This window comes from Microbacterium sp. H1-D42, from assembly GCF_022637555.1.
GTDB lineage: Bacteria > Actinomycetota > Actinomycetes > Actinomycetales > Microbacteriaceae > Microbacterium.
Genome location: NZ_CP093342.1, coordinates 3,059,642 through 3,077,485, shown reverse-complemented (window position 1 = coordinate 3,077,485; position 17,844 = coordinate 3,059,642). Strand labels below are relative to the sequence as shown.

Sequence of the window (17,844 nt, the reverse complement as noted above, 5' to 3'; positions counted from 1 at the left end):
AAGTAGCGGTCAGGCCCGCTGCAGCGCCCATTCCGGCAGCACCGCCGCGGCCAGCATGGTCGAGATCAGCGACGCCATGCTGTGCCCAGGTTCGATCGCGAGCGCCTGATCGACGTACTCGCCCGCGTGCGATGAGCGACCCAGCGCCCACGCCAGCCACGCAGCGGCGGTGAGCGCACCGGCCTTCGCATCGCGTGGAGCGCGGGCGGCGGCAGAGCGCACCACCTGCAGCGCGCAGCCAAGGCGGTCGGGATCAGGACGTGGTCCCCGTCCGAGGAACACCTTCCCGATGGCATCCGGAACCGCCTCGCGACCACCCGAGAACCGCATCTGCGCGTCCAGGGCTCTGCGGCCGAAATCGAGGTCGGTGGCCCACTGCACCAGGATCGCGTCGCGCAGCGATGGTCGGCTCAGACACCACAGCAGCGCCGCACAGGCGTAGGCGTCGTCATCCGAGGGGCTCTCCAGCAGGCCCTCGGCGAAGTGCGGGAGGTCATCGAGCAGCTCGTCGGCCATCATCAGCGCCATCGGATTCTGCGTGGCGCTCAGCGGCGAACGGCTCTGCTGGTGCCCGTCCAGGGTGTCCTCCAGTTCACGCAGCGCCCTGCCCACGTGCTCGCGCGCGACCAGGTCGCTGGCTGGCAGTGCGGCCCCCGCGGTCTGATCGCCGCTGACATCGCCGATTCCGGGCAGGTCAGCGGGCGGGTGGATGCCATCGAGCGGCCGCACCACGGGCTCCTCGTCCAGGTAGTCGGCCCAGCCGTCGGGAGTCACGCACAGCGACTCCACGATGCGCAGCCCGGCCTGATGCGCGACCTCGACCAGCACTTCGGCTGTGGTCAGATACGGCAGCAGGATGCCGTCGGGGATGCGCTGCGGAGCATCGTCGGTGTAGACGACGAGGGCAACCGCATCGACGTCGCGCACCTGCAGCAGCGCCTGCAGTGCTGCCTCGGCGAACGCATCGTGATCGACCTCGGTGTCGGGCAGGTCGACGCGCATGGCACCCTGCGTGCGCGCGCCGTGGAAGGGCAGCATGACCAGGCTCTGCCGCGGAGTGAAGCCGGCCAGCGCCGGGACGATACCGAGGAACTCGGTGGGATCTGTCGCGTGGATGATGGTTGTCATGAGGCGAGTGTGGCGAACGCTGCAGACGCGCGAAGGCGTGATTCCCAGCTTCTGGGGACAACTGCGCGGATCCGTCCATCGGTGCAGGAGGAGCGCACAGACGCGGGGCGTACGATAGAGGCATGGACAACTTCTGGGTCGCGGCGGCGTGGTCGATTCTGCCGACCATCGGCGTGAGCATCGTCTTCGTGATCGTGCTCCGCGGGATCCTGCGGTTCGACCGCACCGAGCGCAAGGTGTACTCCCAGATCGAAGCCGAAGAGCGCGCCGCGCGCGGACTGCCTCCACACGCCTGACTCACCCTTCCGCCGCTGCCGCCGAATGTCCGGGCTGCGGCTACGCTGATCCGTAGGGATCGGACGGGGGTACGTGCGTGAACACGCAGTCCTGGCCATGGTGGTTGACGCTCGGCTATCTCATCGTCGACCTCACCGTGCGCGTTGTCGCGGTCATCGTCGTGCCGCGCAACCGCAAGCCCACCTCGGCGATGGCCTGGCTGCTGGCCATCTTCTTCATCCCTGTCCTCGGCGTGCTGCTGTTCCTGCTGATCGGCAATCCCAAGCTGCCGCGCGCGCGTCGCCGCAAGCAGGAGCAGATCAACGAGTACATCTCCGACACTGCCAGCTATCTGCACTTCGGAACGCTGCGTCCTGACGCCCCAGGATGGTTCCCGCCGTTGGTCGCGATGAACAAGCACCTCGGCGCACTGCCGCTTTCCGGCGACAACGGCGTGCACCTGATCAGCGATTACGAGGAGTCCCTGGATGCCATGGCGGAGGAGATCCGCACGGCGCAGGACTACGTGCACGTGGAGTTCTACATCCTGCAGACCGACGCCACGACCGACAACTTCTTCCGCGCGCTGGAAGATGTCGCAGCCCGAGGCATCCCGGTGCGCGTGCTGCTCGACTACTGGGCCAACCGCTGGAAGCCGCGTTACCGCGAGACCCTGAAGCGGCTGGACGCCATGGGTGCCGACTGGCATCTGATGCTGCCAGTGCAGCCGCTGCGCGGCCGCATCCAGCGCCCTGATCTGCGTAATCACCGCAAGCTGCTGGTCATCGACGGCCGGTCCGGCTTCCTCGGCTCGCAGAACGTCACCGATTCGACGTACAACCTGCCCAAGAACATCAAGCAGGGGCTGCACTGGGTCGACCTGATGGTGCGCGTCGACGGGCCAGTGGTGTCGAGCCTGAATGCCGTGTTCTTGAGCGACTACTACGCCGAGACGGATCGGGTTCCAGACGGCATCGACATCACCAGGGTCGAATCGGGCACGGGTGACCTCGACTGCCAGATCGTGCCGTCCGGACCAGGGTTCGAGGCCGAGAACAATCTGCGACTGTTCCTCGGGCTGCTGTACGCCGCCACCGATCGCATCATGATGGTCAGTCCGTACTTCGTGCCAGATGAGGCGCTGCTGCTGGCGGTGACCGCTGCGGTCGATCGTGGAGTGAAGGTGGAGCTGTTCGTCTCGGAGCAGGGCGATCAGGCGATGGTCTATCACGCGCAGCGCAGCTACTACGAGGCACTGCTGCGCGCCGGCGTCCGCATCTGGCTGTACCCGAAGCCGTACATCCTGCACACCAAGAGCCTCACGATCGATGACCAGGTCGCGGTGATCGGGTCGAGCAACATGGACATGCGCTCGTTCGGTCTGAACATGGAGGTGTCGATGCTCGTGCGTGGCGAGGAATTCGTCGAGGAGATGCGCGTGCTCGAAGACGAGTACCGCGACCTCAGCCGCGAGCTCACGCTCGAGGAGTGGATGCAGCAGCCGCTGCGCTCCACGGTGCTCGACAACCTCGCGCGGCTCACTTCCGCGCTGCAGTGAGCCCCGAAATGAGCCCTGCGGCGATCCCACGCTGAGACGTTCCCCGCACGCGCGACACTGACGGGTATGAGCCCTTCTCGACTCCGTGCCCTGCCGACCGCCATCGCGCTCGCCGCCGTGGCCCTGCTGGCCACCGGATGCGCGTCGTCGCCGGCATCCCCCGCTCCCACCAGCGGGGCGGACTCGGCGCCCGCATCACACGATCACGCCGACGTCATGCCCGACCATCTCGACGCTGCCTGGCTCGACGACGGACGGGCGATCGGGATCGTGACCTGGGGCTCGTCCACGCCTGCGTGTCGCCCTGCACAGGTCGACGCCACCGCCGATGGCCAGACCATCACCGTGACTCTGACGGGCTCGCCCGAGGCCAGCAAGGGCTGTGATGCGGATCTCGGGCCACGAGCCGACATGATCGGCGTCCCGGAGGGCGTCGATGTCACGAAGGACGTGGCGGTGAAGGTCGAAGGCGGCACGGCCTCTGAGACCCTGCGGCTGAGCGCGCTCGAAGAGCGCCCCGATGGCACCGGCGCTCAGGGCGCGTCCGCCGGGTGGTTCGGTGACGACGGCATCGTGCTGCTGACCTGGGGGTCGAGTTCGTGCGTGCCGGAGGTCGGCGATGTCCGGATGTCGGATGCGGGAGCTACGGTCACTCTCGGGACGACGACGGACATGTGCACGATGGACTACGCACCGCGCGTGACGCCGATACTGCTCCCGGAACCTGCCGATCGGGGCGCGCCGTTCGAACTCACGCTCGTGGGCGGCAACCTCGACGGCACCGTCGCGGTCATCGGCTGAGCATCGGTCTTCGGTGCGACATGAGGTGGAATACGAGGAACAGGGTGGCAATTCGACGGCTCAAGGCTCCCGACGATGACCCGATGCCCCGCTACCCTGAAGCCATGACCTCCTCTCGGCTGCGCCTCGCCCTGTCCGCTCTCGCGATTGCGGGTGCGGCGCTGCTCGTCGCCGGATGCACCGCGACGCCAGGAGCGGTCGCGCCGACCAGCAAGGCGGACGGTGGCAAGACCACCACCCCTCCTGGCGCCGACCCGAACCTCAATGAGGTCGAAGCGGCATGGCTGGACGGCGGGCGCGGCATCGCGGTCGTCACGTGGGGCTCATCGACCTGCGTTCCCGTGGTCGAATCCGTCCAAGCAGACGGACAGACGATCTCGGTGACGCTGGTGAACGGCACCGAGAAGGCCTGCACCGGCGACCTCGTGCCGCGCGCGGCGTTCGTCGGCGTGCCGGACGGCGTCGATGTGACCAAGGAGGTCGAACTGGCCGTCGCCTACGGTGCACGGTCGGCGGATGTCGACGTCGACGGTCTGGCCGAGGCGCCCCAGGGGAGCAGTGAGCAGACGCCGTCGGCCGGCTGGTTCGAAGACGGCGGGATCGCGCTGCTGACGTGGGGGTCGTCGACCTGCCCGCCGATCATCTCCGATCTCGAGCAGTCGGATGCCGGCGCAACCGTCACGTTCAAATCCACCGACCGCGTGTGCACGATGGACCTCGCACCGCGGGTGACGACGATCCTGCTGCCTAAGGAGCACGAGGACGGGCCGTTCGAGCTCACCCTCGTCGGCGACAACCTCGATGGCAAGGTCGCCGTACTCGACTGATAACGGACATCCGCCTGGTCAGAAGTTCGACGTGTTGTGCCCGGCGGGCAGCACCATCAGCAGGGCCCCCTGCTGTACGCGACAGGCCATCCGCACGGCCATGCCGAACTCGTCGCCGTCCAGTTCGATCGAGGTCGGAGAGACCATCGCAGCCTCGGCGGTGCGACCGGCGAGATAGCGGATCGAGGCGTCACGTCCGCGGCGCTCCAGCACGAGCCTGCCCGCGCGGCTGCGCCGCAGCACCGAGTTGTCCCACCAGATCTTGCGCCACAGCCCCAGCCAGCCGAGCGGTCCGCTCGGCTGGATGACCGCCACGTCCATGCGCCCGTCATCCAAGGAGGCGTCCGGCATCAGCGCGATGCCGGCAGGCAGTGCGCCGCAGTTGGCGAACAGCATGCTCTGCACCTTCGCCGAGTGCAACTTTCCATCGTCGACCTGGAACACGATCCGAAACGGCTTCGCCCCCGGCAGCGAGCGCGCCGCACCATCGAGATACGCGACCCAGCCGACGGACTTCTTGAGATCGGGATTCGTGTTGGCGATCATGTCGGCGTCGAGCCCCATGCCGGCGAGCACCACGAAGCCGTGCTCCTCCTTGGTGCCGTCGGCGCGGGTGAGGGCTGCCCATCCCATGTCGATGGCGTGCGTGAAGCCGGTGAAGACAGCATCCATCATCGTCTCGGGCTGCGTCAGGGGCAGAGACAGGTTGCGGGCGAACAGGTTGCCGGTGCCGCCGGGCAGGATACCGAACGGGATGTCACTGCCCGCCATCGCCTCGGACACGGCGCGCACCGTGCCGTCGCCGCCGGCCACCAGCACAGCCGACGCACCGTCGGCGAGCGCGGCGCGAGCCGCTTCCACGCCCGGATCCTCGATCGTCGTCTCGTAGATGCGCGGCGGCGCCCAGTCGTGCATCTTCGACCTGGCGGTCAGGGCCGTGCGCAGGCGCTGCGCGTCGACCTTGATGGGATTGAGTACGAGGGCCGCGTGGCGCGAGTCGCCCTCGGATGCTGTCATGCGGCCACTCTACGACGCCGCGACTGAACTGCACGGTGTCAGAACCGCGCCGGAGGGCGCTGGATAGACTGGCAGCATGATCGATCTCGCCCTTCTCCGTGATGAGCCTGAGCTCGTCCGCCGCTCACAGATCGCGCGCGGCAACGCGCCCGACACCGTCGACGCAGCGATCGAGTCGGATCGATCGCGCCGCACTGCCCTCACCGCGTTCGAAGAGCTGCGCGCCGAGCAGAATGCGTTCGGCAAGCTCGTCGCCAAGGCGCCGAAAGAGGAGAAGGCCGCGCTCGTCGCGCAGGCCAAGCAGCTCGCCGACCGCGTCAAGCAGGCGCAGCAGGATGCCGGCGCGGCTGCCGAGGCGGCAGCATCCGCTCTCGAGCGCATCGAGAACGTCATCATCGACGGCGTCCCCGCCGGCGGCGAGGAGAACTTCGTCGAGCTGCGCCGCGTCGGCGACATCCCGACCTACGACTTCGAGCCGCGCGACCACCTCGAACTCGGCGAACTGCTCGGCGCGATCGACATGGAGCGCGGCGCGAAGGTGTCGGGCGCGCGCTTCTACTTCCTCAAGGGGATCGGCGCGCGTCTGGAGATCGCGCTGATGAACCTCGCGCTCGACAAGGCGCTCGCGAACGGCTTCACGCCGATGATCGTGCCGACGCTCGTGCGCCCAGAGATCATGCAGGGCACCGGCTTCCTCGGCGAGCACGCCGATGAGGTCTACCGTCTCGAGGCGCAGGACATGTACCTCGTCGGCACCAGCGAAGTGCCGCTGGCCGGCTACCACAAGGACGAGATCGTCGATCTCGACGCCGGAGCGCTGCGCTACGCGGGCTGGTCGACCTGCTACCGGAGCGAAGCCGGTTCGTACGGCAAGGACACCCGCGGCATCATCCGCGTGCACCAGTTCAACAAGCTCGAGATGTTCGTCTACACGACGCCGGAGGCCGCCGAGGCCGAGCACGACCGCCTCGTCGCGCTGCAGGAGGAGATGCTGACCGCACTCGGGCTGTCGTACCGCGTGATCGATGTCGCCGCCGGTGACCTCGGCTCGAGCGCGGCGCGCAAGTTCGACATCGAGGCGTGGGTGCCGACCCAGGGCGCGTTCCGCGAGCTGACCTCGACCTCGAACTGCACGACGTATCAGGCCCGCCGTCTCGACGTGCGGTACCGCCCTGAGGCCTCACCCGATGCCCAGGGCGAGAAGGTCAAGACCGCGAACGTCGCGACGCTGAACGGCACGCTGGCGACCACCCGCTGGATCGTCGCACTGCTCGAGACCCACCAGCAGGCCGACGGATCCGTGATGGTTCCCGAGGTGCTGCGGCCGTACCTTGGTGGGCTCGAGGTGCTGCGTCCGCTGGGGTGGGTCGCCGATGCGGACACCGCGCAGGATGCTGCCGACGAGGGAGCCGAGTGACCGCTCAGGGCCTCGTCGGGCTGGATATCGACGGCACCATCATTCTGCAGGACGAGTCGCTCAGCCCCGGAGTGCTCGAGGCCATCGCCGAGGTGCGCGAAACAGGCCGCGAGGTCATGCTCGCCACCGGGCGCAGCTGGACGGGCACGCGGCACATCGAGCAGATGCTCGGGCTCACCGCCGAGTTCGCCGTGTGCTCGAACGGCGCGGTCACCATGCGCCGCGTGGACGGCGAGTGGCAGCGCTGGCATGTCGAGGTGTTCGATCCGGCGACCGTGCTCGGGCTGCTCGGCGCGCGACTGCCCGAGGCGAACTACATGGTCGAGCTCGGCTCAGGACAGCGCCTCTACACGGCCCAGATGGACGACTGGACGCTCGACGGCGGCCGACAGGTGAGCTTCGAAGAGCTGGGAGCTCAGCCCGTATCGCGCATCGTCGTCGTCTCGCCTCAGCACGATGAGGCGGACTTCGAGCGCGTCGTCGCCGAGGCGGGTCTCAACGAGGTGTCCTACGCGATCGGCTGGACGGCGTGGCTCGACATCGCGCCGCAGGGCGTCGACAAGGGCACGGCGCTCGAGCGCGTGCGCGCCCACCTCGACGTGCCGCGCGATCGCGTGCTGGTCGCCGGCGATGGACGCAACGACCTCGGCATGTTCGAGTGGGCGCTGTCCGGCGGCGGGCGCGCTGTCGCGATGGGGCAGGCGGTCGACGAGGTGCAGGCTGCCGCGGGTGAGCTGACCGGCGTCGTCGAGGATGGCGGGTTGGCGACGGCCCTGCGCACGCTGCTCTGAACCCGCGCTGAACCCGCTCTGAGGCGCTGCGCAGAAATCACTGTACGGCGGGCGCGGGCGGGTCTATGATCTGCGTTGTCCGCAAATCATCTCGCGCGGACGTCACCTGTCGGCATGTGGGGTGCCGGGTATGTCCAGTGGTCAGGCCGCAGCGGGGGCCGAACAGGCGAAGCCTCGTTTCACCGCTGCACTCAAGCATCGAGATCTGCGCCTTCTCGCACTCTCGTTCATCGTCGACGGCGGCGCGTCGTGGTCGTACAACGTGGTGCTCATCGCATACGTCTTCACCCGCACGCAGTCGGCGGGCTGGGTCACGGCGCTGGTCACCGTGCGCTGGGTGGTCGGGGTGCTGGTCGGCGGATACGCCGGTGTGCTCGCCGACCGATACGACCGGCGACTCGTGCTCATGGTCAGTGCGTGGCTGGCATCCGCCGTCACGGTCGGGGTCGCGGTCATCGTCTGGGTCGAGGCGCCGCTGTGGATGCTGCTGCTCGCCGCCGCGGTGCTCACGGCGGTGTGCGCTCCGGTGCGCCCGGCTTCGGGGGCGCTGATCCCCGAGGTCGTGCCGGAGTCCGACCTCGTGGCCGCGAACGCCCTGTTCGCCCTGTTGGAGAGCGTCATCGTCGTCATCGGCCCCGGGGTCGGCGGTCTGCTGCTGCTGCTCGGAGAACCGGTGTGGGGTGTGCTGGTCAACGCCGCGAGCTTCATCGTCGCGGCGCTGATCTACCATCGCCTGCGCGTGCATTCGAGGGGCAGCGCCGAGCCCGGTGGCGGCGCCTTCACGCAGTGGGTCTCGGGAGTGCGCACCCTCGCGAAGCACCACAAGGCCCTCGTGCTCACGATCTTCCTGATCATCGACTCTGCGGCGGCCAACTCGGCCAACGTGCTCATGCCGGCGCTGGCGCAGCACCTGGGCAGCGATGAGACCGGATACGCGGTGCTGCTGGCCGCGAACGCGCTCGGCAGCGTCATCGTGGCGGGTATCGCGCAGCGGCTCGCGGCATCGAAGCGGCTCGCGGCGCTGATCACAGTGGCGATCTTCATCCAGTGCGTGCCGCTCTGGCTGAGCGTCTTCGCCGGTTCCGTGGTCGGGGCAGTGGGGTTGCAGGTGATCTCGGGCGTCGGCATGGTCATCGTCGACGTGATCGCGTTCACCACGCTGCAGCGCGACCTGCCGCGAGACGTGCTGGGGCGCGTGCTCGGCACGCTCGACGTGCTGATCCTCGCCAGCGCGGTGCTCGCCTCGGTGCTGGCCAGCGTGCTGTTCGCACAGTTCGGGCTCGCGTGGGCATTCGGCATCATCGGTCTCGGGTTCCCGATCCTCGCCCTGTTCGGCCTGCCGGTGCTGCTGCGCCTGGATGCTGACGTCGCGCGGCGGGCGGAGCGGCTGGAGCCGATCACCCGCACACTCGACCAGCTCGACCTGTTCGCCGGCGCACCCCGAAGCGTCATCGAGCATCTCGCCGAGAGCGCCGAGGAGCAGGACGTGCCGAGCGGCACCGTGCTCATCAGGCAGGGAGAGCCGTCGGATGCCCTGTGGGTGCTCGAGACGGGCATCCTCACCGTCAGCGCCGTGCGCGACGACGGCGTCGCGGTCGACCTGCCGGATGTCGAAGCGCCGGGGTATGTGGGAGAGCTCGGTCTGCTCGGCCGCACCGTGCGCTCGGCGACGGTCGTGGCGGGCACCGAGTGTCGCGCGCTGCGCATTCCTGGCGAGGACTTCGCGGCGGCGCTGGAGGCCTCGGCGCCATCGCCGTCGATGCTCGGGCGGGCGGGAACGCGCACGTCGCGCACGTCGGTGATGCCTCCGCCGGTCGAGCCGGCCCCGGACCCTGCCCAGTAGATCCCCAGGTGAGCCCGAGACAATGGGACGTCGGCGAGATCGGCTCTCCGGAAACCGATAGACTCAACGCCTGACCGTCCGGTGCGAACCGGACCAGGGAGGGTTGTCCGAGCGGCCGATGGACCTGGTCTTGAAAACCAGTGGGCAGAGATGTCCCGTGGGTTCGAATCCCACACCCTCCGCATTTTCCCCCGAGAGGCTTTGAGTGAGCGAGTCCAGCAAGCGTCGCCGCCCTGTCGCGCGTCACGGTCAGTTGCGATCTCCGAGTGCGGTCGGTCAGCTCATGAAGCTGATCGGCATCGCGCTCGCCGTCGTGCTGGTGAGCGGCCTCGGCGTCACCAGCTACGTCCTGGGCGGGCTGGTCAGCACCGCGAGTGCGAACGCGGTCGAGCTGGAGGGGCAGAAGGAGCTTCCGCCCGACATCGCCGCCTATGAAGGCGGATTCGACATCCTGCTCACCGGCGTCGACACCTGCGAGCCGAAGTACGCCCACCTGTTCGGCGAGCGCTGCGAGGGTGACGATTCGCGTGGCACCCTGAACGACGTGAATCTGCTGCTGCACGTGTCATCCGAGCCCCGCCGAATCACCGCGGTGAGCTTTCCCCGCGACCTGATGGTGCCGATTCCGGAGTGCACCGACGTCAACGGCAACACGACCTCGGCGATGAGCAAGCAGCCGCTGAACGTCGCCTACGAGCACGGCGGTGAGAAGGGCGGCCTCAACTGCGTCGCCAAGACGATCGGCGACCTCACCGGTGAGGACATCGAGTTCGCCGCCAAGGTCACCTTCGGCGGCGTGATCGAGATCACGGACGCCATCGGCGGCGTCGACGTCTGCCTCGCCAGCCCGATCAAGGACAAGTACACCAACCTCGACATGGAGGCGGGCAACCACACGGTCAAGGGCTACCAGGCGCTGCAGTTCCTGCGGACGCGTCATGGCGTCGGTGACGGATCTGACCTCGGTCGCATCGGCAACCAGCAGCAGTACATGTCGAGCCTTGCCCGAAAGATGATCAGCGGCGAGGTGCTCGGCAACGTGCCGGTCATGCTGAAGCTCGCTGATACGGCGCTGAGCAACGTCGAGGCATCCACGTCGCTTGCCGACCCGATGAAGATCGTGCAGATCGCCCTCGCGGTCAAGAGCGTGCCATTCAAGGACATCGTCTTCATCCAGTACCCCACCGCAGAGGATCCGGACAACCGCAACAAGGTCGTGCCGAATCAAGAGGCGGCGACGGTGCTGTGGGACGCGATCAAGGCCAACAAGCAGCTGCAGATCACGCACAAGAACAACACCAACGACGGTGTCGTGGTGAAGGATCCGGTCGCGGAGGAGCCGACGGCTCCGACGGACACCGCGTCTCCCGCGCCGTCGCAGGCCCCCACCGAGGTCGCCGAGCTGCCCGATTCGATCAAGGGCAACTCCGCCGCGGTGCAGACCTGCTCGAACGGCAACGTGCGCGGCTGAGGCGCCGGCATACGACGAGAGACCCCTGGCAGCCGTTCGGCCGTCAGGGGTCTCTCGTGTGCGTGGGGAAGTCTCAGTCCCGCGGCTCGTACCTGACGGGCGCGTGCGTCGCGGTGATGAGCGCCCGCAACTGTTCCAATGAGTCCGGGGCGGTGCCGGCGGCGCGGGCCTGGACGAGGACGTTGCCGAGCGCCGTCGCCTCCACAGGGCCGGCCAGCACGGGAACGCCAGCGCGATCGGCGGTGGCCTGGCACAGCAGCCGGTTCAGCGAACCGCCCCCGACGAGGTGGATGCTGTCCACCGGGCGCTCCGCGAGAGTGGCGGCATCGTGCACAGCATCCGCGAAGGCAGCGGCGATCGACTCGACGATGCTGCGGGCGAACGCCGGGCGCGAGGTGGGCGCTGCGTCGCCAAGCAGTGCGGCGATGCGCGCCGCCATGTCGCCTGGTGCGCTCAGCGACGGATCGTTCGCGGCGAACAGCGGTACGTTCGCGGTCACCGTGGTGGCTGCGTCGAGCAGAGCGGGCAGGTCGATCGGCGAGCCGTCCTCAGCCTCCCACTCTCGAACCGTCTCACTGAGCAGCCAGAGCCCTGTCACGTTGTGCAGGAAGCGGATGCGGCCGTCGACACCGAGCTCGTTGGTGAAGTTGGCGGCGCGGGCAGCATCCGACACGACGGGCGAAGCCAGCTCGAGCCCGACGAGCCCCCACGTGCCGCACGAGATGTACGCCGCGTGCGGCGACGCGAGCGGTGCGGCGAGAACCGCGGACGCCGTATCGTGCGATCCGACGGCGATGACCGGCAGGTCGGCGCCGATGAGCTGCGCCACCTCGGGACGCAGGCGACCGATCGTCTCGCCGGGGTCGACCAGCGTGGGCAGGATGCGAGCGGGGATCCCGAGAGATGCTGCCGTCCTGAGGTCCCATTCGCCGGTGTGCACGTCCAGCAGCCCTGTCGTCGAGGCGTTCGTGCGCTCGGCGACCTGGCGTCCGGTGAGCAGGAACGCCAGCAGGTCGGGGATCAGCAGGGCAGCATCCGCCTCGGCGACCAGGGAGTCGGCGCGGTACTGGTAGAGCGTGTTGAACGGCAGGAACTGCAGGCCGTTGCGCTCGTACAGCTCGGCGAACGGGATGATCGCGTGCACCTCGGCGACGCCGCGCGCCGTGCGCTCGTCGCGGTAGTGGAACGGCTCTGCAAGCAGATCGCCGTCGCGCAGCAGGCCGTAGTCGACCGCCCACGAATCGATGCCGATGCTCTCGATCGCCGGCTCGCGACGCAGCGCCTCGGCAAGACCCTCGAGCACGTGGTCGTGCAGCGCGGCGAAGTCCCAGTGCAGCCCGTCCGCGCGGCGGACAGGGCCGTTCGGGAAGCGTGCGACCTGCTCCAGTTCGAGACGGTCAGCGCCCACTCGCCCGATCATGACCCGTCCGCTCGTGGCGCCGAGGTCGACGGCCGCGAACGCGCGTGTGGGCGCTGTCGTGCTCATCGCAGGAATGCCGCGGCGACGCCGGAGTCGACCGGGATGTGCAGGCCGGTGGTGCGGCTGAGTTCGGGGCCGGTGAGGACGTACACCGCGTCGGCGACGTTCTCGGGCACGACCTCGCGCTTGAGGATCGTGCGGTTGGCGTAGAACTGGCCGAGGTCCTCTTCGGCGACGCCGTACGTCGCGGCGCGGTTCGCGCCCCAGCCGCTGGCGAAGATGCCGGAGCCGCGCACGACGCCGTCGGGGTTGATGCCGTTGACCCGGATGCCGTACTCGCCGAGCTCGACGGCCAACAGGCGCACCTGGTGTGCCTGATCGGCCTTCGTCGCGGAGTAGGCGATGTTGTTGGGGCCGGCGAAGACCGAGTTCTTCGAGGAGATGTAGATGATGTCCCCGCCGAGTTTCTGCGCGATGAGCGCCTTGGCAGCGGCCTTCGACACGAGGAAGGAGCCCTTGGCCATCACGTCGTGCTGCAGGTCCCAGTCCTTCTCGGTGGTCTCGAGCAGCGACTTCGACAGCGACAGGCCGGCGTTGTTCACGACCAGGTCGACACCGCCGAAGGCGAGGACGGCCTCATCCAGCGCGGCCTGCACGGCGTCAGCATCCGCCACGTTCGCGGCGACCCCGATCGCGACATCGGTGCTTCCGAGCTCAGCCGCGGCGGCCTGCGCCTTGGCGAGGTCGAGATCGGCGATGACGACGCAGGCGCCTTCGGCGGCGAGGCGGGTGGCGATGGCCTTGCCGATGCCGGACGCGGCGCCCGTCACGAACGCGATGCGGCCCTGGTGGCTCTTCGGCTTCGGCATCCGCTGCAGCTTGGCCTCTTCGAGCGCCCAGTACTCGATGCGGAACTTCTCGGCATCCGAGATGGGGGAGTAGGTCGAGAGCGCCTCAGCGCCGCGCATCACATTGATCGCGTTGACGTAGAACTCGCCGGCCACGCGGGCGGTCTGCTTGTTCGCGCCGTACGAGAACATGCCGACGCCGGGGATCAGCACGATCAGCGGGTCAGCACCCCGGATGGCGGGGCTGTCGGCGGTCGCGTGGGCGTCGTAGTAGGACTGATAGTCGGCGCGGTACTCGGCGTGCAGCTCATGCAGGCGCGCGATCTGCTCGTCGAGGGATGCGGTGGCCGGCAGGTCGAGGATGAGCGGCTTGACCTTGGTGCGCAGGAAGTGGTCGGGGCAGCTCGTGCCGAGGGCGGCGAGGGTGGGGGCCGTCTCGGATGCCAGGAAGTCCGTCACCAGCTCGGAGTCGGTGAAGTGACCGACCATCGGCTTGTCGTGGCTGGCGAGGCCGCGGATCGTCGGCGCGAGGGCGGCGGCGCGGGCGCGACGCTCCGAGTCGGGGAGCGCCTCGAAGCCGGGGCGGACGGCGCCGAACGGGTCGCTCTTGCCGTTCGCCTCGATGTAGGCGGCTGCGGTGTCGATGATCCACAGCGAGTTCGCCTCGGACTCCTCGGACGTGTCGCCCCAGGCGCTGATGCCGTGACCGCCGAGGATGCAGCCGATCGCCTGCGGGTTCTGCTTCTTGATCTCGGCGATGTCGAGGCCGAGCTGGAAGCCGGGCCGGCGCCACGGCACCCATACGACCTTCTCGCCGAAGATCTTCGTCGTGAGCTCCTTGCCGTCGGCCGAGGTCGCGATGGCGATGCCGCTGTCGGGATGCAGGTGGTCGACGTGCGCGGCGTCCACGAGGCCGTGCATGGCGGTGTCGATCGACGGGGCGGCTCCGCCCTTGCCGTGCAGGCAGTAGTCGAATGCGGCGACCATCTCGTCTTCGCGGTCGAGGCCGGGGTAGACGTCCACGAGTGCTCGCATGCGGTCAAGTCGCAGCACGGCGAGGCCCTGCTCCGTGAGCGTGCCGAGGTCGCCGCCCGAGCCCTTCACCCACATGAGCTCGACCGGCTTGCCCGTGACCGGGTCGGTCTCGGTGCCCTTGGCGGAGGTGTTGCCGCCGGCGTAGTTGGTGTTCTTCGCGTCCGCGCCGAGGCGGTTGGACCGCGCGATCAAGGCGGCGGTGGTGGGGTTTGCCATGTGAGCTCCGCTCAAAGATGTTGTTACTTCATGTTAATAGTGACAAGAAGTAACGGTTCGCGCAAGTGTCAGCGGATCTCGACGGACTCACGGTAGCGATCGAGACGGCGGTCGGAGGGATCGAGTTCGGTGATCAGCACATGAACCTCCGGCAGGGTGAAGGTCACCGACGCCGACATGGCGTCGAGTTTCGAGGAATCGATGCAGAGGATGATCTGTCGGCTGTTGCGGGCGAAGCAGCGCTTGACCTGACTCTCTGCCAGTGAGATCTCAGAGCTCCCGTGCATCGCATCGACAGCACTCGCCGAAGTGAAGAAGCGCTGGTACAGCATCGATTCGGCGGCCTCGCACGCGACCTTCCCGACGAAGCTCCCGGTCTCGGCCTCGAGTTCTCCGCCGACAAGCACTGGCGTCAGCCCCTGGCCCGCGCGGAGCACGCTGAAGTTGTCCCAGGAGTTGGTGGCGATCATGAGGTTCGAGTGCGCGTTGAGGCTGGGGGCGAGCGCTGCTACTGTGCTCGACGCGTCCATCGCGATCGCACCGCTGGCGGGCAGCAGAGCTGCGGCCTTCGCGGCGATCGCCTGCTTCGCCCTGGTGCGCACCGTGCGTCGCTCGCGGAAGGGGCGCGGGCCGTCGACCGACAGTGCGCCGCCGCGCACCCTGCGCAGAAGGCCTTCGGCTTCCAGGTCGTCGAGGTCGCGCCTCACGGTCATCTCGGATACGCCCAGCTCTGCGGCCAGCGCGTCGATCTGCGCCGCACCCTCGCGGTTCACGGCGGCGAGGATGGAGGTGCGGCGCTCTTCACCGCGGATGGTGCTGTTCGTCGCCATCGCGTGCCTTCCGTTGATCGATCGTGTGACTTTGCACAGGATATCTCGGGCATCAGCGATGCAGGTCGATCCGCCTGTCGCTGGAGCGGCGCACGACCAGCTCGGGTTCGAGCACGACGCGGCGATGGGTGTGCGCGGGGTCGCCGGCGGAGTGCTCGAGCAGCAGCTCCGCAGCGATGTGGCCGAGCTCATCGATCGGCTGTCGAATCGAGGTCAGCGGGACCACCCAGTCCCTTGCGAACTCGATGTCGTCGTAGCCGACGAGTGCGACGTCATCCGGTACCGACAGCCCAGCGCCCGCCAGGGCGCGATACGCGCCGAAGGCGAGCATGTCATTGCCGCAGAAGATGGCATCAGGGATCCCGGCCTCGAGCAGCAGCTCCGCCGCGCGTTGACCATCACGGATGCCGATGCCCGACACGCTGATCTCGGTGAGATGCTCCTCTGGCGAGAGCCCGGCTTCGGTCAGCGCGTGGCGTGCTCCCGCGGCGCGCTGCGCGAACTGCCGCAGATCCGGGGATCCGCCGAGGAAGGCGATCTTGCGATGACCGAGCGTGAGCAGATGCCGAACCGCGAGAGCACCGCCGCCGAAGTTGTCGACCGTGACCGAGCAGTGCTGGTCTCCGCCGTCGAAGTCGAGCAGGACGACAGGGAGCTCCCCAGGCAGGTGAAGATACCGGTCGGAGTTCGGGTCAGGCGTCGCCGGTGCAAGGAGCGCGCCACGCACCCGCTGCGCGGCGAGCATGGTGAGCAGCGCGGACTCCCGATCGAGGTCGCCCTCGGAGTTGCAGAGCATCACCACGTGCCCTGACTCGCGGACTGCCCGTTCGAGCGCGTGCGCCGCCTCCATGTAGAAGGGGCTCTCGACATCGAGCACGACGAGTCCGATGACGCTGCTCACGGCGCCGGTCAGCACGCGTGCCTGCTGGTTGGGAACGAATCCCAGCGTGCGGATGGCGTCTTCGACGACCTTGCGAGTGCGGGGGTGCACGCGCTCAGGGTGATTGATGGTGTTCGAGACCGTTCCGGTGGCGACGCCGGCGAGTTCGGCCACCTCGCGCAGTCGCACCGGACCGCGCTGGGCTGGCGTATTGCTCGGCATGGCTCGCCCCTTCTCGATGACAATGCTGCGTGCTCACTTTACGGCCGCTGAGGGAGCTGCCTTGCGAGAACGGCCGCGACCGGATACTTTTGAAGCGCTTCAGAAAATGAAGCGCTTCAAAACACGTTTATACCACGCAGCGACGCGGGACTCCCTGCCCGGCGTCGCCCACCCCGATCCGAAGTCGCATCAAGGAGAAGAACATGAAGCAACGACGCTTTACCGGCCTCGCCGTCGGTCTGGCCGCAGTGCTCACGCTGGGCCTCGCAGCATGCACGCCTGGAGGTGAAGCCGCCGATCCGGGCTCTGATGGAGCCAAAGGTGACGGCGACTACACCATCGCCATCGTTCCCAAGGACTCCACGAACCCGTGGTTCGTGCGCATGGAGGAAGGCGTCAAGAAGTACGCCGCCGACAGCGGCATGGAGGTGTACCAGAAGGGCCCGGCAGAGACCGACGCCACCATGCAGGCGCAGGTCATCCAGGACCTGATCGCGCAGGGCGTCGACGCCATCGGCGTCGTGCCCGTCGACCCGGGCGCCCTCGAGACCGTCCTCAAGCAGGCGATGGATGCCGGAATCGTCGTCGTCACGCACGAGGGCGCCAGCCAGCAGAACACGATGTACGACATCGAGGCGTTCAACAACAGCGACTACGGCGGGTTCATCATGGACAACCTCGCCGAGGCGATGGGCGAAGAGGGCGTGTACACGACCATGGTCGGCCACGTCACCAACGCCTCGCACAACGAATGGGCCGACGGTGCCGTCGCGAAGGCTGACGCGGACTACCCGGACATGACCCTGCTCGCCGCAGAGCCGCGGGTCGAATCTCAGGATGACGGCGAGGTGGCCTACCAGGTCGCCAAGGAGGTGCTGAAGAAGTACCCCGAGATCAAGGGCATCGTCGGCACCTCGTCGTTCGACGCGCCCGGCGTCGCACGCGCGATCGAGGAGCTCGGCCTGACCGGCAAGGTCTTCGTCACCGGAACCGGCATGCCGGCTGCGAACAAGGGCATCCTCGACCAGGGCCTCGTGCAGAGCCTGACGCTTTGGGATCCCGCGGATGCCGGATACGCGATGGCCGCGCTGGCCACCAAGATCCTCGACGGGGAGGACATCTCCGACGGGGTCGACCTCGGCATCAAGGGCTACCAGGACATGAAGTTCGCCGAGGGCAGCGACAAGGTCCTCGAAGGCGATGGCTGGATCGTCATCAACAAGGACAACGTCGACAGCTTCGGCTTCTGAGAACAGGGCGCTTC

The 17,844-nt window shown here is 68.1% G+C and carries 15 protein-coding genes and 1 tRNA gene; 10 read left to right on the top strand and 6 right to left on the bottom strand.

Going from position 1 to position 17,844, the window contains the following annotated elements; genetic code table 11:
- Positions 1 to 9 precede the first annotated feature (9 nt).
- Positions 10 to 1,128, bottom strand: coding sequence for a DUF4192 family protein (locus tag MNR00_RS14650; protein WP_241926647.1), 1,119 nt, complete (start codon positions 1,126 to 1,128; stop codon positions 10 to 12).
- A gap of 122 nt (positions 1,129 to 1,250) precedes the next feature.
- On the opposite strand from MNR00_RS14650, the gene MNR00_RS14645 reads away from it, so the two are divergent.
- The 4 genes from MNR00_RS14645 to MNR00_RS14630 all read left to right on the top strand — a co-directional run bounded on the left by MNR00_RS14645 (position 1,251) and on the right by MNR00_RS14630 (position 4,590).
- Positions 1,251 to 1,424 (top strand): hypothetical protein, encoded by a 174-nt coding sequence (locus tag MNR00_RS14645; protein ID WP_241926646.1) that lies wholly within the window; start codon positions 1,251 to 1,253, stop codon positions 1,422 to 1,424.
- A gap of 77 nt (positions 1,425 to 1,501) precedes the next feature.
- Positions 1,502 to 2,962, top strand: a complete 1,461-nt coding sequence (gene cls / locus MNR00_RS14640; protein ID WP_241926645.1) for a cardiolipin synthase — start codon at positions 1,502 to 1,504, stop codon at positions 2,960 to 2,962.
- A 66-nt stretch (positions 2,963 to 3,028) separates the two neighbouring features.
- Positions 3,029 to 3,763, top strand: coding sequence for a hypothetical protein (locus MNR00_RS14635; protein WP_241926644.1), 735 nt, complete (start codon positions 3,029 to 3,031; stop codon positions 3,761 to 3,763).
- 104 nt (positions 3,764 to 3,867) lie between these two features.
- Positions 3,868 to 4,590, top strand: a complete 723-nt coding sequence (locus MNR00_RS14630; RefSeq protein WP_241926643.1) for a hypothetical protein — start codon at positions 3,868 to 3,870, stop codon at positions 4,588 to 4,590.
- Between the two features lie 18 nt (positions 4,591 to 4,608).
- Here MNR00_RS14630 and MNR00_RS14625 read toward each other — a convergent pair whose 3' ends face one another.
- Entirely contained in the window at positions 4,609 to 5,607 is a 999-nt protein-coding gene (locus MNR00_RS14625; protein WP_241926642.1) for a diacylglycerol kinase family protein, read from the bottom strand.
- 76 nt (positions 5,608 to 5,683) lie between these two features.
- On the opposite strand from MNR00_RS14625, the gene serS reads away from it, so the two are divergent.
- From serS to MNR00_RS14600, 5 genes are all read left to right on the top strand, one after another.
- Entirely contained in the window at positions 5,684 to 7,024 is a 1,341-nt protein-coding gene (gene serS / locus MNR00_RS14620) for a serine--tRNA ligase (protein WP_241926641.1), read from the top strand.
- Positions 7,021 to 7,815: an HAD family hydrolase gene (locus MNR00_RS14615; RefSeq protein ID WP_241926640.1), complete on the top strand. Its 795-nt coding sequence runs from the start codon at positions 7,021 to 7,023 to the stop codon at positions 7,813 to 7,815. Before serS ends, MNR00_RS14615 begins: the two co-directional genes overlap by 4 nt.
- 130 nt (positions 7,816 to 7,945) lie before the next feature.
- Positions 7,946 to 9,658: an MFS transporter gene (locus tag MNR00_RS14610; protein ID WP_241926639.1), complete on the top strand. Its 1,713-nt coding sequence runs from the start codon at positions 7,946 to 7,948 to the stop codon at positions 9,656 to 9,658.
- A 97-nt stretch (positions 9,659 to 9,755) separates the two neighbouring features.
- Positions 9,756 to 9,840 (top strand) — tRNA-Ser (locus tag MNR00_RS14605).
- Between the two features lie 23 nt (positions 9,841 to 9,863).
- Positions 9,864 to 11,129 carry an LCP family protein gene (locus tag MNR00_RS14600; RefSeq protein ID WP_241926638.1) on the top strand — a complete coding sequence of 422 codons (1,266 nt, stop codon included), beginning with the start codon at positions 9,864 to 9,866 and terminating at the stop codon, positions 11,127 to 11,129.
- Positions 11,130 to 11,202: 73 nt separating this feature from the next.
- Here the strand turns inward: MNR00_RS14600 and MNR00_RS14595 are convergent, their stop codons facing one another.
- The 4 genes from MNR00_RS14595 to MNR00_RS14580 all read right to left on the bottom strand — a co-directional run bounded on the left by MNR00_RS14595 (position 11,203) and on the right by MNR00_RS14580 (position 16,580).
- Positions 11,203 to 12,615: a rhamnulokinase family protein gene (locus MNR00_RS14595; protein ID WP_241926637.1), complete on the bottom strand. Its 1,413-nt coding sequence runs from the start codon at positions 12,613 to 12,615 to the stop codon at positions 11,203 to 11,205.
- The gene (locus MNR00_RS14590; protein WP_241926636.1) at positions 12,612 to 14,648 is read right to left on the bottom strand and encodes a bifunctional aldolase/short-chain dehydrogenase; all 2,037 of its coding nucleotides are present in this window, start codon (positions 14,646 to 14,648) and stop codon (positions 12,612 to 12,614) included. Before MNR00_RS14590 ends, MNR00_RS14595 begins: the two co-directional genes overlap by 4 nt.
- 68 nt (positions 14,649 to 14,716) lie before the next feature.
- Positions 14,717 to 15,478 (bottom strand): DeoR/GlpR family DNA-binding transcription regulator, encoded by a 762-nt coding sequence (locus MNR00_RS14585; RefSeq protein ID WP_241926635.1) that lies wholly within the window; start codon positions 15,476 to 15,478, stop codon positions 14,717 to 14,719.
- A 52-nt stretch (positions 15,479 to 15,530) separates the two neighbouring features.
- The gene (locus MNR00_RS14580; protein ID WP_241926634.1) at positions 15,531 to 16,580 is read right to left on the bottom strand and encodes a LacI family DNA-binding transcriptional regulator; all 1,050 of its coding nucleotides are present in this window, start codon (positions 16,578 to 16,580) and stop codon (positions 15,531 to 15,533) included.
- 203 nt (positions 16,581 to 16,783) lie between these two features.
- Between MNR00_RS14580 and MNR00_RS14575 the strand changes: the two genes are divergently transcribed.
- Complete coding sequence (locus MNR00_RS14575; protein WP_241926633.1) at positions 16,784 to 17,830, top strand: autoinducer 2 ABC transporter substrate-binding protein; 1,047 nt, start codon at positions 16,784 to 16,786, stop codon at positions 17,828 to 17,830.
- The last annotated feature ends 14 nt before the right edge of the window (positions 17,831 to 17,844 follow it).

Bases quoted from the DNA above. Each gene is read 5' to 3' on its own strand.
- MNR00_RS14635 (WP_241926644.1), top strand. From the start codon at position 3,029: ATGAGCCCTTCTCGACTCCGTGCCCTGCCGACCGCCATCGCGCTCGCC.
- MNR00_RS14585 (WP_241926635.1), bottom strand. From the start codon at position 15,478: ATGGCGACGAACAGCACCATCCGCGGTGAAGAGCGCCGCACCTCCATC.
- MNR00_RS14580 (WP_241926634.1), bottom strand. From the start codon at position 16,580: ATGCCGAGCAATACGCCAGCCCAGCGCGGTCCGGTGCGACTGCGCGAG.
- serS (WP_241926641.1), top strand. From the start codon at position 5,684: ATGATCGATCTCGCCCTTCTCCGTGATGAGCCTGAGCTCGTCCGCCGC.
- MNR00_RS14625 (WP_241926642.1), bottom strand. From the start codon at position 5,607: ATGACAGCATCCGAGGGCGACTCGCGCCACGCGGCCCTCGTACTCAAT.
- MNR00_RS14650 (WP_241926647.1), bottom strand. From the start codon at position 1,128: ATGACAACCATCATCCACGCGACAGATCCCACCGAGTTCCTCGGTATC.
- MNR00_RS14645 (WP_241926646.1), top strand. From the start codon at position 1,251: ATGGACAACTTCTGGGTCGCGGCGGCGTGGTCGATTCTGCCGACCATC.
- MNR00_RS14610 (WP_241926639.1), top strand. From the start codon at position 7,946: ATGTCCAGTGGTCAGGCCGCAGCGGGGGCCGAACAGGCGAAGCCTCGT.
- MNR00_RS14630 (WP_241926643.1), top strand. From the start codon at position 3,868: ATGACCTCCTCTCGGCTGCGCCTCGCCCTGTCCGCTCTCGCGATTGCG.
- MNR00_RS14595 (WP_241926637.1), bottom strand. From the start codon at position 12,615: ATGAGCACGACAGCGCCCACACGCGCGTTCGCGGCCGTCGACCTCGGC.
- MNR00_RS14590 (WP_241926636.1), bottom strand. From the start codon at position 14,648: ATGGCAAACCCCACCACCGCCGCCTTGATCGCGCGGTCCAACCGCCTC.
- MNR00_RS14575 (WP_241926633.1), top strand. From the start codon at position 16,784: ATGAAGCAACGACGCTTTACCGGCCTCGCCGTCGGTCTGGCCGCAGTG.